Source organism: Leptospira neocaledonica (genome assembly GCF_002812205.1).
GTDB lineage: Bacteria > Spirochaetota > Leptospiria > Leptospirales > Leptospiraceae > Leptospira_B > Leptospira_B neocaledonica.
Window position 1 is genome coordinate 46,390 of record NZ_NPEA01000002.1, and the last position, 13,866, is coordinate 60,255.

At 40.4% G+C, this 13,866-nt stretch carries 12 protein-coding genes; 10 read left to right on the forward strand and 2 right to left on the reverse strand.

Annotated elements, in window-relative coordinates:
• Positions 1-386: 386 nt before the first annotated feature.
• The 6 genes from CH365_RS02620 to CH365_RS02645 are packed head-to-tail and all read left to right on the forward strand — an operon-like array spanning position 387 to position 6,362.
• Positions 387-1,118 carry a phosphoadenylyl-sulfate reductase gene (locus CH365_RS02620; protein WP_100767062.1) on the forward strand — a complete coding sequence of 244 codons (732 nt, stop codon included), beginning with the start codon at positions 387-389 and terminating at the stop codon, positions 1,116-1,118.
• Positions 1,115-2,023, forward strand: coding sequence for a sulfate adenylyltransferase subunit CysD (gene cysD / locus CH365_RS02625; protein ID WP_100767063.1), 909 nt, complete (start codon positions 1,115-1,117; stop codon positions 2,021-2,023). The genes CH365_RS02620 and cysD overlap by 4 nt, the downstream gene beginning before the upstream one ends.
• Entirely contained in the window at positions 2,023-3,264 is a 1,242-nt protein-coding gene (locus CH365_RS02630; protein WP_100767064.1) for a sulfate adenylyltransferase subunit 1, read from the forward strand. The genes cysD and CH365_RS02630 overlap by 1 nt, the downstream gene beginning before the upstream one ends.
• A 9-nt stretch (positions 3,265-3,273) precedes the next feature.
• Entirely contained in the window at positions 3,274-4,050 is a 777-nt protein-coding gene (gene cobA, locus CH365_RS02635) for a uroporphyrinogen-III C-methyltransferase (RefSeq protein ID WP_100767065.1), read from the forward strand.
• Entirely contained in the window at positions 4,047-4,646 is a 600-nt protein-coding gene (locus tag CH365_RS02640) for a precorrin-2 dehydrogenase/sirohydrochlorin ferrochelatase family protein (RefSeq protein ID WP_100767066.1), read from the forward strand. Before cobA ends, CH365_RS02640 begins: the two co-directional genes overlap by 4 nt.
• 30 nt (positions 4,647-4,676) lie before the next feature.
• On the forward strand, positions 4,677-6,362 hold the full coding sequence (locus CH365_RS02645; RefSeq protein WP_100767067.1) for an NADPH-dependent assimilatory sulfite reductase hemoprotein subunit: 1,686 nt from the start codon (positions 4,677-4,679) through the stop codon (positions 6,360-6,362).
• Positions 6,363-6,405: 43 nt separating this feature from the next.
• On the opposite strand, the gene CH365_RS02650 is transcribed toward CH365_RS02645, so the two are convergent.
• Both CH365_RS02650 and CH365_RS02655 read right to left on the reverse strand, forming a co-directional pair.
• Entirely contained in the window at positions 6,406-7,506 is a 1,101-nt protein-coding gene (locus CH365_RS02650; RefSeq protein ID WP_100767068.1) for an SMP-30/gluconolactonase/LRE family protein, read from the reverse strand.
• A complete protein-coding gene (locus CH365_RS02655) occupies positions 7,506-8,417 on the reverse strand; it encodes a peptidoglycan DD-metalloendopeptidase family protein (protein WP_100767069.1) in 912 nt (303 codons plus the stop codon). Before CH365_RS02655 ends, CH365_RS02650 begins: the two co-directional genes overlap by 1 nt.
• Positions 8,418-8,496: 79 nt before the next feature.
• Here CH365_RS02655 and CH365_RS02660 point away from each other — a divergent pair, with 79 nt between their 5' ends.
• The 4 genes from CH365_RS02660 to CH365_RS02675 all read left to right on the forward strand — a co-directional run bounded on the left by CH365_RS02660 (position 8,497) and on the right by CH365_RS02675 (position 13,854).
• Positions 8,497-9,357 (forward strand): CPBP family intramembrane glutamic endopeptidase, encoded by an 861-nt coding sequence (locus CH365_RS02660; RefSeq protein WP_100767070.1) that lies wholly within the window; start codon positions 8,497-8,499, stop codon positions 9,355-9,357.
• The gene (locus CH365_RS02665; RefSeq protein ID WP_100767071.1) at positions 9,357-10,157 is read left to right on the forward strand and encodes a hypothetical protein; all 801 of its coding nucleotides are present in this window, start codon (positions 9,357-9,359) and stop codon (positions 10,155-10,157) included. The genes CH365_RS02660 and CH365_RS02665 overlap by 1 nt, the downstream gene beginning before the upstream one ends.
• A gap of 9 nt (positions 10,158-10,166) precedes the next feature.
• Positions 10,167-12,017, forward strand: a complete 1,851-nt coding sequence (locus CH365_RS02670; protein WP_100767072.1) for a chloride channel protein — start codon at positions 10,167-10,169, stop codon at positions 12,015-12,017.
• A 271-nt stretch (positions 12,018-12,288) separates the two neighbouring features.
• Positions 12,289-13,854 carry an OmpP1/FadL family transporter gene (locus tag CH365_RS02675; protein WP_100767073.1) on the forward strand — a complete coding sequence of 522 codons (1,566 nt, stop codon included), beginning with the start codon at positions 12,289-12,291 and terminating at the stop codon, positions 13,852-13,854.
• Positions 13,855-13,866: the final 12 nt, after the last annotated feature.

The following is a 13,866-nucleotide window of genomic DNA, read 5'->3' on the forward strand; positions in this document are numbered from 1 at the left end:
GAACAGGATCTCTTGCGGATCTTACAACTCAAAGTGAAGATGATTTCGATCTAGTTTTGCTTCCATCATCTATAAATTATTTCATCCTATGTTTTGAGTTTTAATGGAATCTGCTACATCTGTTCATTATTGATTGCGACATAACTGAAAATCATATTTTGTCAAATTCTGAATAGGCAGTAAATTCGGCATAGATTCAAGATTTTCGAAGCAAGTTGGAGATTTTCTGAGTTCTATAAAAATTCTCTATTCTGTACGGGCTCCGGTGGGAACCTTGTAATATAGCATCAACTATACTTTACAAATAGTCCAATATATAAAACTTTGGTACATTATATTGGTCATTGTAAATTTAGGCACGTCCAATATAAAAAGGTTCAATTTCGATGAGTCCGTCCGATCTGGAAGCTAAATTAAAAGGTCTGAGCTTAGAAGATTCTTTGGCGAAAATCTCCCAGGATTTTCCGGGACAAGCGGTGTTTTCCACTAGCTTTGGTTTGGAAGACCAGGTAATTACTCATGCAATCTATTCCCAAAATTTGGACATTCGTATCTTTACATTAGATACAGGCAGATTGTTCACTGAAACTTACGAACTTCATAAGCGCACGAATGGAATGTATGGTAAACGTATCCAGACATTCTTTCCAGATGCGCAAGCGGTAGAAGATCTGATCAATGAGAAGGGTCCTGATTCCTTCTACGATTCTATAGAAAATAGAAAAGAATGTTGTAATATTCGAAAAGTTATCCCCTTGAACAGAGCTTTGAAGGGAGCTAAAATTTGGATCACCGGAATTCGTAACGATCAATCCGGTTCCAGAGAAAATTTAACCAAAGTGGAGTTGGATACAGGAAGGGATATTTTGAAATTCCATCCTATTCTGGATTGGTCTTGGGAGAATGTACAACAGTACGTCCAAGACAAAAATATTCCGTACAATCCTCTCCATGATAAGGGTTATCCCAGTATTGGATGCGCTCCTTGTACAAGAGCGATTATGCCTGGCGAAGATTTCAGAGCCGGCCGCTGGTGGTGGGAGAATGAATCCACGAAAGAATGCGGGTTGCATTGGGTGGATGGAAAACTAGTAAGAAAAAAAGGATCAGAAGTATGACGACTAGAACTCGATTGTCGCATCTCCAACAACTAGAGGCAGAATCCATTTATATACTCAGGGAAGTTGCCGCTCAATTCGAGAGACCTGCGCTTTTATTTTCCGGAGGAAAGGATTCTATTACTTTGGTGCATCTTGCACTGAAAGCATTTCGTCCGGGAAAATTTCCTTTTCCCTTAGTACATATTGATACTGGTCATAACTTTCAAGAAGCATTACAATTTCGTGATGATCTTGCGAACCGTATCGGAGAAAAACTGATCGTTAGATACGTTCAGGATTCCATAGACCAAGGAAAGGCTGTGGAAGAAAAAGGAAAATTCCCAAGTAGGAACGCGATCCAAACGGTAACATTATTAGATACAATCGAAGAATTTAAATTTGATGCTTGTATAGGCGGAGCAAGAAGGGACGAAGAAAAAGCCCGAGCAAAAGAAAGGGTATTCTCGGTACGCGATGAGTTCGGAAGCTGGGATCCTAAACTGCAAAGGCCAGAACTTTGGAATATTTATAACGGAAAGATCCATGTAGGAGAAAACGTAAGAGTTTTTCCGATCAGTAACTGGACTGAGTTGGATGTTTGGGAATATATCAAAGCTGAAAATATTCCACTTCCTTCATTATATTTTTCTCATAAACGACAGATCGTTTGGAGAGAGAATGTAGTTTTCCCTGTTTCGGAATTCGTGACCCTGGACTCCTCCGATAAGGTGGAAGAAAAAACTGTACGCTTTAGAACCGTAGGTGATATGACCTGCACCGCAGCGGTTGAATCGGAAGCGAATTCTTTAGATGATATTATTCGTGAGATCCAAACTTCCAGAACTACGGAAAGAGGATCCAGATTGGACGATAAACGTTCGGAAGCTGCGATGGAAGAACGTAAAAGAGGCGGTTACTTCTGATGGATTTATTACGTTTTATTACTGCAGGAAGTGTAGACGACGGGAAATCCACATTGATCGGACGTCTTTTGTACGATAGCAAATCGGTATTCCAAGATCAACTAGAGGCGATCGAAAAAACCGGCCAAGTAAACGGTCAGATCAATTTAGCTCTTCTTACAGACGGACTCAAGGCGGAAAGAGAACAAGGGATCACTATCGACGTGGCCTATAAGTATTTCTCCACTCCTAAAAGAAAGTTTATCATTGCGGATGCTCCGGGGCATATCCAATACACAAGAAATATGGTAACAGGTGCTTCCAATTCCGAGCTGGCAATTATTCTGATCGATGCTCGTAAGGGAGTCATCGAACAGACTTATAGACATTCTTATATCGCTTCTTTATTAAAAATTCCTCATGTAGTCATCTGCGTGAACAAAATGGACTTAGTGGATTTTTCCAAAGAGCGTTTTGAAGAAATCGTAGAAGATTATAAGAACTTTGCCTCCGATCTAGAATTTAAAGGATTGGAGTTCATACCGATTTCCGCTTTGAACGGAGACAATGTTGTAGATAATTCTCCGAATATGACTTGGTGGAAAGGTAAAACCCTTCTTGGTTATTTAGAGGATCTAGAAATCGAAGTGGATGAAACCAAACACGAGCCTAGATTTCCTGTTCAGTATGTGATCCGTCCTCAAACGGAAGATCATCACGATTACAGAGGATATGCTGGTCAGGTTAGAAGTGGTGTTTTTAAAAAGGGAGATGATATAGCTGTTCTTCCAAGTGGATTACGCTCTAAGATCAAATCCATTTATACTTACGAAAGCGAAGTAGAAGAAGCTTTTGCTCCTATGTCTGTTACTGTTCTTCTCGAGGATGAAATCGATATTAGTCGTGGAGATATGATCGTAACAGACAAACATCAACCGGTCGTCTCTCAGGATATAGAAGCGGAACTCTGCTGGATGGATGCCAAGTCTTTAGTTCCTGGTAATAAATATCTTCTTCGACAAACCACTGGTTCCGTAAAATCCGCAGTTAAGGAAATTTCCTTTAGGATAGATATTCAAACTCACGAAAAATTGGAATCTTCTCAACTTGCTCTGAACGAGATCGGAAGGATCAAGATTAGAACTGCAAAACCGATTGCGTTCGATCCTTATTCTGAAAATCGCGGGACTGGAAGTTTTGTTTTGGTAGACGAAGGTACTAATAATACCGTAGGCGCCGGGATGATCGTAGGAGCCTACTGATCTAATTTGATGAATACAGAAGTAGGAAAGGTATACTTGGTGGGTGCAGGTCCCGGAAATCCGGAACTTATGACCTTAAAAGCCTTGAGAATATTAGAAAAAGCGGAAGTAATACTGTACGATGCTTTATTAGATTCTTCCTTTTTGGAATATTTTCCTTCTACTTCTCTTGTTCATTACGTGGGAAAAAGGGCGGGGCAACATTCCGCAACCCAAGAAGAAATCCAAGATTTGATCGTTAGATACTCTCTCCAAGGTAAAATGGTCGTACGTTTGAAAGGAGGAGATCCTTTTGTATTCGGCAGAGGTGGAGAAGAATTACTCGCTTTAAGAAAACATAAAATTCCGTACGAGATTATTCCGGGTGTAAGCGCTTTGAGTGCAGGATCATCCGGTGCAGGTTTTCCTTTAACACATAGAGGATTATCCAGACAGGTCTTGATAATGGATGGCCATACTGTTCTGCAAGAAGATACTGATTGGAAATGGTTTGCAGAGTTCAAGGGCACGATTGCGCTGTTTATGGGAACTTCTTCCATTGTGCAAATTTCTAAAAAATTGATAGATAACGGAGCTTCTTCTCTTCTTCCAGTCGCCCTGGTGGAAAACGCGAGTTTAAAAAACCAGAAAACTACTGTAACTAGTTTGGGTAAAATTATAGAAGAAGGTTTATCCAAACAAAGTTCCGGACCTGGAATTATTTATATAGGTCCAGTAGTTCATCTGATCGGAGAGAATCCCGAACTTTCTTTTCCTGGATTTACTTCCCAAGGAGAAGAAGTATGAACCAACTTCTTCCAGTTTTTATAAAGCTAGAAAACAAAAAAGTGTTAGTAGTCGGCGGAGGGAATGTCGCTCTCGAAAAACTACAACATCTTAAAGATACAGGCTGCGCGCTCACAATAATCTCAAAAGAATTCAAATCGGAAACTCTACGTTTGCTTTCTTCCATAAAAGATGTAAAAATAGAAACTAGAGAAGTCCGGGTTGTCGATCTAGACGGTTTTGATCTTGTATATTCCGCTACAAATGATCGGCAAACCAATCGTGACTTGGTGGAATATGCCAAACAAAAAAAGATTTGGATCAATTGTGCAGATGATCCCTCTCTTTGTGATTTTTATTCTTCTGCATATTTTGATAGGGGACCGATCCGCGTTGCGGTTTCCACTCAGGGAGGTTTCGCAGGGCTTGCCGGAACCATCCGTACCATTCTTGAAGAGATCCTTCCACAGGATCATGATCAGGAATTGGAAAATCTATTAGAAATCCGTAATTTGAGCAAACGTAAACTAGGTGATCCGGAAGAAAGGAAAACTGCTCTCAAATTTTTGCTGAGCGAGTTTAAACAAAAATACTTATCAACGGATACGAAATCATAGGAAGTTAATCCAAAAGGACGAATACGATCGATGTCAGAACAAAAAGAACTTAGCGAAGTCGAGCATATTAAAACCGCCTCTAGGGGACTAAGAGGAAAGATCGGTACTGCTATCGAAACAGGTGCAGATGGTTTCGAGGATGACGATAAACAATTGATCAAATTTCACGGAATGTACCAACAAAAGGACAGGGACCGTAGAAAGGATGATGCCGGAGAATTTATAGAGAACCCAACCTCTTTTATGATCCGAGGAAGGATTCCAGGTGGAAGACTTACTTCTGACCAATACATGGTTTGGGACGATCTGGCTGATAAATTCGGTGGCGGTGCATTACGTTTAACTACTAGGCAGTCCATCCAAATGCACACAATCCTTCTTAAAGATCTGAAGCCGATCATGCAAGCAGTTCATAAGGTAAATCTTTCTACTATGGGAGCTTGCGGTGACGTTGTGCGTAACGTAACTCAAGCTTTAAATCCTTGGGGAAACAAAGAGCTCAGCCAATTAGATCCGATTGCTCAATTATTATCAGATCATTTTAAATATAAGAGTAACGCGTACGCGGAACTATGGTTAGGTGAGAGCCAAATCAATAAAGAGGATGAACCGGATCCGATTTATGGAACCACTTATCTTCCTAGAAAGTTTAAGATAGCAGTTACTCTCGCGGGGAATAATTCAGTCGATCTTTATACGAACGATATGGGTTTCGCAGCTACATTAGATGCGAATGGCAAAATAGACGGTTATTTCGCTTTCGCGGGTGGGGGATTAGGAATGACTCACAATAAGCCTGAGACTTATCCTAGGGCCGCTGACTTGCTCGGATGGATTCCGGAACAAGATCTGATCTCCGTAGCGGAAGGTATCGTAACTTCTCATAGGGATTTCGGTGATCGTACAAATCGTAAACATGCCCGTCTGAAATATGTTTTAGCAGATAAGGGTGTAGAATGGTTCCGTTCCGAAGTGGAACGTAGGTCCGGTGTAAAATTCGATATCGATCGTAAACTTCCTAAATGGGAAACTCCAAACTATCTTGGTTGGACAGAAAGAGCGGACGGAACTCTTGCATTAGGATTCCATACTCTTTCCGGAAGGATTAAAGACTTCCCTGAGAAACCTCTAAAGACAGCTTTGAAAGATATCATCTCTACTTTCAAATTGAACGTGCAGGTAACAGCGGATCAGGATTTGGTTCTAATGGGGATCAAAAAAGAGGATAAAGAGAAGTTAGAATCTAAATTAAAAGAATATAATATTAATCCTGCTTCTCCTAAACCTTTGTATGATCGTGCGCTTGCATGTCCTGCGCTTCCTACTTGCGGTTTGGCATTGACCGAATCGGAAAGGACTTTTCCTCAATTATTGGAATCTATCCAAAAAGTGATCGATAAATTGGATCTGAACGATAGAGCTCCGATCGTGAGAATGACCGGATGTCCGAATGGATGTGCAAGACCTTATTCTGCGGAAATAGGAATAGTAGGCCAGCAAGCCGGAGGAAAATATTCATTATTCTTCGGAGGAAATCCAGAAGGAACCAAAGTAGGCGACTATGTTGCTAAGAAGGTTCCATTCGCAGACATTCCTGTCCAATTAGAGAAAGCATTCGAAGTTTGGAAGAAAGAAGGAAATCCGAATGAAAGATTCGGAGATTTTGCTGCTCGATATTCCTTGGATAAGTTCAGGGAACTGCTAGGAGCAATGTAAATTTGACTTTGTCAAAAGCGCTCCAATTGGGGCGCTTTTTTGTTTAAAAAAACATCTCTAGAGTTTCGAACTTCCACTTCCAAATTTTTTGGGAAGAAAATCCCGCAAGTAAAACTCCGGATCCGTACTGTAATGCGGAAGTGATCGACCCCAATTTATCCGAAGTATTGTCCATTAAAGAAAGACTAACGTCTCCTTCTTCATTCATAGAAAGAATATAAGCCAATTCGCCTTCTATAGGTTTGAAAAAGAAAGGAAGAGCAGCGATCATCTTCTTAACAATAGGAAAATTTTGTATTTTATCGATTGCGATATGTCTTGGAGAAGATAAGGCGATCCAAAAATTTTTCTGAGAGTCAGAGCTGATCAGGGCAGGACTTCCCGGAAGATGTGTGATAAAGAACTGATCCTTGCCTGCCTTCTTCCCTTTTAACCAAAAGCGAGAAACACGATGTCTATACTTTTCTCCAAAGACCAAAAAATCTTCTGACGAAGATAGGCTGACTCCGGTAGGGTGGTATAGGTCTTCTAAAATCGTTTCTACTTCTTGGTTTCTGGGATTATAAGCAAGAATTCTTCCATTTGGTTTGGATTCAAATTCTTCTAAATAGGAATCATCGTAAGAAAACTTTCTGCTCACTTCAGTAAAATAAACAGTTCCATCGGAGCCAATGTCCAAACCGTATAAATTGGTTAATGGATTTCCTTCCGAATCTTCTCGGAGGAGTACATTCTCATTTCCTTTGGAATCATAAAATGCAAGTCCTAATCCTGAAACGCAAGCGACTAAATTTTCCTTACCGTCGAATACAATTCCTAATGCTCGTCCGGAAGTTTTTGCGAATAATTCCGTTTGCCCATCAGTTTTGATTTTGTAGATATTTCCATCGGAAGAACCGGTATATATCGCTCCTTTAGAATCGACTGCAAGACCGAAAGGTTTTTCTATAGGGGATTTTTCGTTTACTACATTAGAAATAAATAATATATCTCTTTCTTCTTGGCGAATAATGTCGTCCGGTTGGTAGTCGATAGGATCGGTTTTGGTCCAGCCGAATAAAATAAAGATCCCAAAAATTAGAAATAGGAAAACGGAAGGAATCAGAATCCTGATAGCTGGATTAGAAAGAGATCTGCGAAACATCAGACATGACCCTTAAATATGGGCCTTTGTCTCAAACTATTTCTTAATACTTCAAAATGTAAATGAAATCCGGTGGCTCTTCCGCTCATTCCGACTTCTCCGATCAATTGTCCTTTTTTAACCTTTGTACCTGGAGAGACCAATAATTTGCTTAAATGTCCGTACTTGGTTTCATAACCCAATCCGTGTTTTAGAACGATGAGGCTTCCGTAACCTCCTCTTGTTCCGGAGAAGGAAACTTCTCCGTCTGCGGAAGCATATACCGGTGTTCCTTCTTCCGCGGCAAGATCGATCCCACCGTGAAAAGTATCCTTTTTGGTAAAAGGGTCCTTTCTTCTTCCAAATTTGGAACTGACTCTTCCTTCTTCAGCTAATGGATCGGAGAATACTAATCCGTAAAAAAAGTTTTTCTCTTCTTTAGGTAATCCTCTTCCTGGAACGAACCAGGATTTTCTGAGGTCATCATAGTATAAGAACTTTGGAGAGATCCGAAAACGGGCTGCGACTTTTTTGCGCCCCGATTCGTCGGAAGAGTGTTCTTCCGAATCGTAAACACCTCTCATATTTGGAATCAAAAGTTCCATCCCAGGATAGATGTCTTGGGGAGATGCTAATTCGTTTACCGAGGAAAGTGTGTCTAGGTCCATTCCGGTTCTGGCCATGATCTTAAAAAAAGTATCTTTGGGTCCTACCTTGTAGACTAGGAATCTTAAATGGACCAGATCTTTTTGATCCAAATTGGAAACGGAAATTTGAAGATTATATTTTATTTCTTCTCTGACTCGAATGATCTTTGTATCCGAATATTCTAAACTTTTTAAAGGGAGACGATCGTATACCGCGTGGACCTCGTTTAGAGAGATTAGGATGAATGCGGATAATAAAATGAGATGTCTTTGGAAGGAAGGCATATCTTTTCTCTAGTCGGCAGATTATAAAAAAACAATGACGCAAAAAATCCCCCATAAATGATTGGAAGGGCCCTTTGGAATGGATTTAGAAAAGGAAGATCAAAAACTCGCGCCTGGTAGAGATGTTCTGCTTATGGGTCTGATCCAGGTTTTCGTACTGTTCATCGGTATGTATTCCTATATGAAGGTTACCAGATTCCAAGTGGAAAGTACCTTATCTCTAAAAGTTCCTAAACAAAACTTCGCTAAAGCAAAAGAAGTCGTAAATACGGTGCCTTCCGAAGTGGTATGGAACGAACCCGCCTCGGCAGAAAAAGCAGTTAGAGAATATACAGAATACGTAGTTACTAAACGTCCATGGTTATTGTCCTTGGACAGGATCATCTGGGGATTATGCTTTCTGATCCCTTCTTACTTTTTTATTCGAAAGATTGCTAAGATAGAAACTGCAGAGTTCACGGATTCTGCAAACGGAAGGGATATACTGGCAGGAGTCGCGACCGGATTTGCTACATTCTGCTTTGTGAATGTGGCTAGCAGTTTAATCTTTTTTATTATAGGCAAACCTCAGTCCAATTATTTGGAAATCATACTTACTAAGAATCTTTTCTTAAATTGGAAATTGTTAGGATGGACCTTGCTCGCCATTGCATTCGGAGCAGGGATTTTTGAAGAATTTTTCTTCCGAGGATTTTTGCTGAAATACTTTGAGGAAAAAAATTTAGGATCAATTGGGCTTATTATCACCTCGTTTATTTTCGGAGTGGTTCATTTTAATGGGGGATCTTATGTGGCTCCGCTCCTCCTCATCTTTGTGGGATTTTCTTTCGGAATTTCTTATTTAAAAACCGGTAATATATGGGTGCCTGTGACCGCGCATATCACTTATAATGCATCCATGCTTTTAGCCGGATTTCTGCTTGGGGATCGGATCTCTTAATGAACATGCAAAAAAGTTTTCAACATAAAATCTTAAAGACCTTATTGGTATTTTTCTTTTTGTCCGCCTTCTCCTCTATTTATGCTGGAGAAGTTTTTGAGATAGAAGGTGATCCTGGAGAGAATGATCTAAGACTTCTTTCTGCATTGAATAGATTAACTTACGATAGAGTATTATCCGACCAAAACACAAAAGGTTTTGCGTTCAGATATGTTTCTAAATGGTATTCACCTTTGCAAATAGATGTACTTGTCTTGGGACTTGCAAAAAGAGAGAAGATGAGTTTGATTCGAATCGAGTCTTCTAAAAAAGGTGCGGAAAAAGTTTTTAGGAATTTTCTACAAGAAGAGCTGAATAAAAAAGAATTAACCGGAGGACTCGGAATCTATAATTCCCCGGATGTTTCGGAAGACGCAAAATTTCAACCTTATCGTAAGAGTTATTTTTGGAGTGAATCTCTTGCATTGGTCCAACCTGCTGCTTCCGTTTTTTATAACTCTTACAAATCTCCCGTCTATGCTGGTTCAGATAGATTAAAAGGTATGTTCGGTTATATTGTAGCGGATCTTTTACTCGCAGGTATCGGTTACTATTATGCGACTACTACAATGGAAAAGAACAGTGCCTTGGAGTCTTATTTCTTAAAGCCCACTGCTTCCGGAAATGTTTTGGATTCTCCGGGCGCTCCAGTATTTATCGGTTTATTGATCCTTCCTAGATTGTATAGAATGATCGGCGGCTGGCAGGATACCTATACTCATAATCGGATCATGGAGATTTCGGTTTCCAAATCATTTTAAGGATCTTTTATGTTCGGAAAAGTTTTAGCGGAATTCCGACAAAGACCGGTTTCAACTTATTTTACGATTAAAGGAAGAAGGTCCTTATACCTGTATTGTGTTCTGACAGGGATCGTTTCCGGTCTGGGCGCGCTTCTTTTTTCTAGAACGCTTGCTTGGGCAGAGTATATCTCTTTAGAATCAATATCAGGCTTACATAATACACATTCCGGTGGAGAATATTACGTTTCTCTGGAGCCGATCGTATCTATTTATTTAGGAAGATGGGCGCTTCTGATACTTCCTATTCTAGGAGGTCTAATTTCGGGTTGGATTATCTGGAAATTTTCTCCCGATTCTGCAGGCACTGGGACGGATTCATTAATAGATTCTTTCCATAATAAAGAAGGTAAGGTAGACCCGAAAATTCCGCTAATTAAGTCGATCGCAACCATCTTCACATTATCTTCCGGTGGAAGCGGAGGAAAAGAAGGCCCTATCTCTTTGATCGGTGCAGGGTTCGGTTCCTTGGTGGCAAATTTAACTAAGGCAGGTGCAAGAGCAAGACGCACTTTATTACTAGCTGGAACTGCAGGAGGATTAGGTGCCATATTTCACGCACCTTTAGGAGGAGCATTGACCTCCGTAGAGATGGTATATAGAGAAGATATAGAAAGTGATACATTGGTACCTTGTATTATTTCTTCCGTTACCGCATTCTTAGTATATTCTTCCTTTAACGGGTTCGGTTCCGTGTATAAGGTTCCTGAGATCGGATTTATAGAATACAAGGAACTCGGCTTTTATTTGTTTTTAGGGATCTTATGTTATTTGAACGGGGCCTTTTTAATTAAGGTATTTCAATTCGTTCAAGAATGGTCTAAATCTTGGAAATTCCCCACATGGCTCAAACCTGCGTTAGGCGGAATTCCTGTAGGAATTATCGGCTATTTTTTACCGGAAGTACTAGGAACTGGAGCAGGTGTTTTACAAGATGTATTAGAAGGTAGTTTCCAATTCCCTAATTACAGTTCTTATTTGAACCAGGATCTGCAGATCATATTCTTTTTTTTACTTCTCGCGTTCTTAAAAATTATCACCACTTCATTTACGATCGGAAGTGGAGGATCTGCAGGAATGTTCGGCCCTTCTTTATTTATTGGTGGAATGTTAGGGGGAGCGCTCGGTACATTTGCAAAATTAGTTTTGGGTTACCAGGTTCCGGTTGCCTCATTCGTACTTGTGGGAATGGGAGCCTTTTATGCGGGGATTGCTAGTGCTCCGATCGCAGGAATGGTGATGATCTGCGAGATTATCGGAAGTTATTCTCTTCTTCCCCCTTTGATGATTGTTTCCATTATCACTTTTGTTCTTTCTCATAAATTGAATTTGTATAAAAGCCAAAAGAACACTCGCTTCCAATCTCCAGCTCACGACTGGGACATGAACCGAGATTTGTTGGAAGGAATACGAATAGAAGATATCAAATTTAGGCTTAGAAATATAGCGGAGGTCAAAACTTCCGTTTTACTTTCTCAATTAGAAGAAGAGGCATTAAAAATCAATGCCAGCGACTATATCGTTTTGGAAGAGAATGGAAACTACTTCGGAATGATTTCCTTACGTACAAGCCGCTTATTTTTGGAAGGAAGGGACCTGACTCAAAACCTGATCCTCGTGAAAGATGTGACCGATACATCCATTCTTCCGATTTCTGCTCGAACAAATCTGGCAACTGCTTTCAAAACTCTCTTGGATATGGGAATGGACAAGATTCCCGTGGAAGAGAATGGAAAATATTTGGGATATTTACGTTATGCTGACATTATTTCCATATATTTTGAAAAGACTCGCTCCGCTAAGCCTGTTTCAAGCTCCTGAACTCAGTTTTCGGCCGTTTTGTAAAACCTAAAAATATATGTAGCGTTCATTCTTTTACAATAATCGATATATATCTTCTAATATTGACTATTTTTAGTATTTTATAGGCAAAAACGCCTAAAGGCTCTTTTTTTGATTTTAGTGGACAATTTTAGGCTTTCCGCTAAGATACGGAAAATTTTTAAAAAATAACTGATGTGTAATAAAGAGATCAGCCAATTCTAGATGGGATAGGGTAAATTATGGAATTGGTTCAAAGCAGGAAGGGACAATGCGAAACAGAGTTTCTAATCAAAAAATTATCTCCGGGTCGAGGATTATCCTCGCAGTATTGGGGATATTAGGGGTCGGCACATCCGAGCTGACTGCCGGTAGTTACGGGGATATTTATGGTGCCCACGCGGGTGCAGCCGGGATGGCGGGAGCAGTTACCGCTACGGTTAACAACTCATCTGCAGTTTTCTATAACGTTGCCGGATTGGGAAGGATGAACGAAGCAGATTTGTTCATCGCTCAATGGGAACAGAAAGAAAAAGATAAAGAAGCAGCGGCTAACGGAGAAGTTCCTAAGGACGCAAATGGGAATCCAATTCCTCAAGAAGGTCCTTTACTGAACACCGAACCTCAACTTTCAGAAGGCGGAGCTCCTGGTCCGTGGTACAAAAAAGCTTGGTTTAATTTCAGAGATGGTTTTGCGAATATGGGAAAGGGGATGTTCACTTACCAGCCTCTCCTTCGCCCGAACCGTCCGTATCATGAAGTTTCATTTTTAGGAACCTATGCAAACCCAACCTTAAAGAATAACGCTCCTAAGAACGAGAACACTAAAAACCCTGACGATAGTTATGTTGGTTTGGGTTTTACGATGAACCTGAACGAAATTTTCGATATAGGTAGAACTATTCGTTTCGGATTGAATGCTATCGTTCCTGCTTCGGGAAACCTGATGGTGGTAAACGATCAGAACCCTACTGTTCCTAGATACCTTCAATCAGGAAAAAGTAATGAACGTCCGACTATCATGGCCGGTGTCGGTGTGGAACTTTGGAAGGACCGTTTGTTTGCAGGGGTTGGTATCACCGCTCTTGCAGGAGGTTCCGGTGCGATCTTATTAAAAGACGTTCCGATCTCTCCAGATCCGGTACAAGCAAACTCACAAGTAGTTTTAACTTTAAAACCGATCATCAATCCGACTTATGGACTCCAATTTACTTACGGGAAATGGAGCGCCGGGGTTTCGTATAAAAGAGAAACCTATCTGTCTGCGGATCCGATTCCTGCTCGTGCTCAGACAACTCTTTTGGGGATCCAATTAGATTTCGACCTAGCTTTGTTAGATCAGTACAACCCAAGAGTTTGGTCTTATGGTATTGGATTCAGACCTACCGAAAAACTTTTACTAAACGTGGATGTGAATAGGGAAATCTGGAGTTTGTACAAACTTTCTAGAATTAAGGAAAAATATTCAGAGCCTTTAAATTTTAATGATACTACCAACGTTCGCATGGGGGCAGAGTATGCTTTCCGTCCTTTCCTGAAGTTTAGAGGTGGTATTGGAAAAAGACCTTCTCCTGTTCCTCATTATTCAGGTGAAAATAACTGGATGGATAATGATCGTATGATCTATTCCCTCGGGGTTTCCTATATATTCAACGGAAGAAACTTTGCGTTCTTGAAAGACAGATTGAAAAATCCTGTGATATTCGATTTGGCTATCACGAACCAACAGTTAAAAAGTGTGGAGATCAATAAAACTTTCCCTACAGAAAGGAATCCGAGCTACAATTACGGCGGATATATCTGGTCCGTAACCTTCTCCGTAAGCTTATTCTTCTGATCTTCTTCCCTT

Coding starts and splice junctions, on each gene's coding strand:
- CH365_RS02620 (WP_100767062.1), top strand. CDS start 387: ATGAGTCCGTCCGATCTGGAAGCTAAATTAAAAGGTCTGAGCTTAGAA.
- cysD (WP_100767063.1), top strand. CDS start 1,115: ATGACGACTAGAACTCGATTGTCGCATCTCCAACAACTAGAGGCAGAA.
- CH365_RS02630 (WP_100767064.1), top strand. CDS start 2,023: ATGGATTTATTACGTTTTATTACTGCAGGAAGTGTAGACGACGGGAAA.
- cobA (WP_100767065.1), top strand. CDS start 3,274: ATGAATACAGAAGTAGGAAAGGTATACTTGGTGGGTGCAGGTCCCGGA.
- CH365_RS02640 (WP_100767066.1), top strand. CDS start 4,047: ATGAACCAACTTCTTCCAGTTTTTATAAAGCTAGAAAACAAAAAAGTG.
- CH365_RS02645 (WP_100767067.1), top strand. CDS start 4,677: ATGTCAGAACAAAAAGAACTTAGCGAAGTCGAGCATATTAAAACCGCC.
- CH365_RS02650 (WP_100767068.1), bottom strand. CDS start 7,506: ATGTTTCGCAGATCTCTTTCTAATCCAGCTATCAGGATTCTGATTCCT.
- CH365_RS02655 (WP_100767069.1), bottom strand. CDS start 8,417: ATGCCTTCCTTCCAAAGACATCTCATTTTATTATCCGCATTCATCCTA.
- CH365_RS02660 (WP_100767070.1), top strand. CDS start 8,497: ATGGATTTAGAAAAGGAAGATCAAAAACTCGCGCCTGGTAGAGATGTT.
- CH365_RS02665 (WP_100767071.1), top strand. CDS start 9,357: ATGAACATGCAAAAAAGTTTTCAACATAAAATCTTAAAGACCTTATTG.
- CH365_RS02670 (WP_100767072.1), top strand. CDS start 10,167: ATGTTCGGAAAAGTTTTAGCGGAATTCCGACAAAGACCGGTTTCAACT.
- CH365_RS02675 (WP_100767073.1), top strand. CDS start 12,289: ATGCGAAACAGAGTTTCTAATCAAAAAATTATCTCCGGGTCGAGGATT.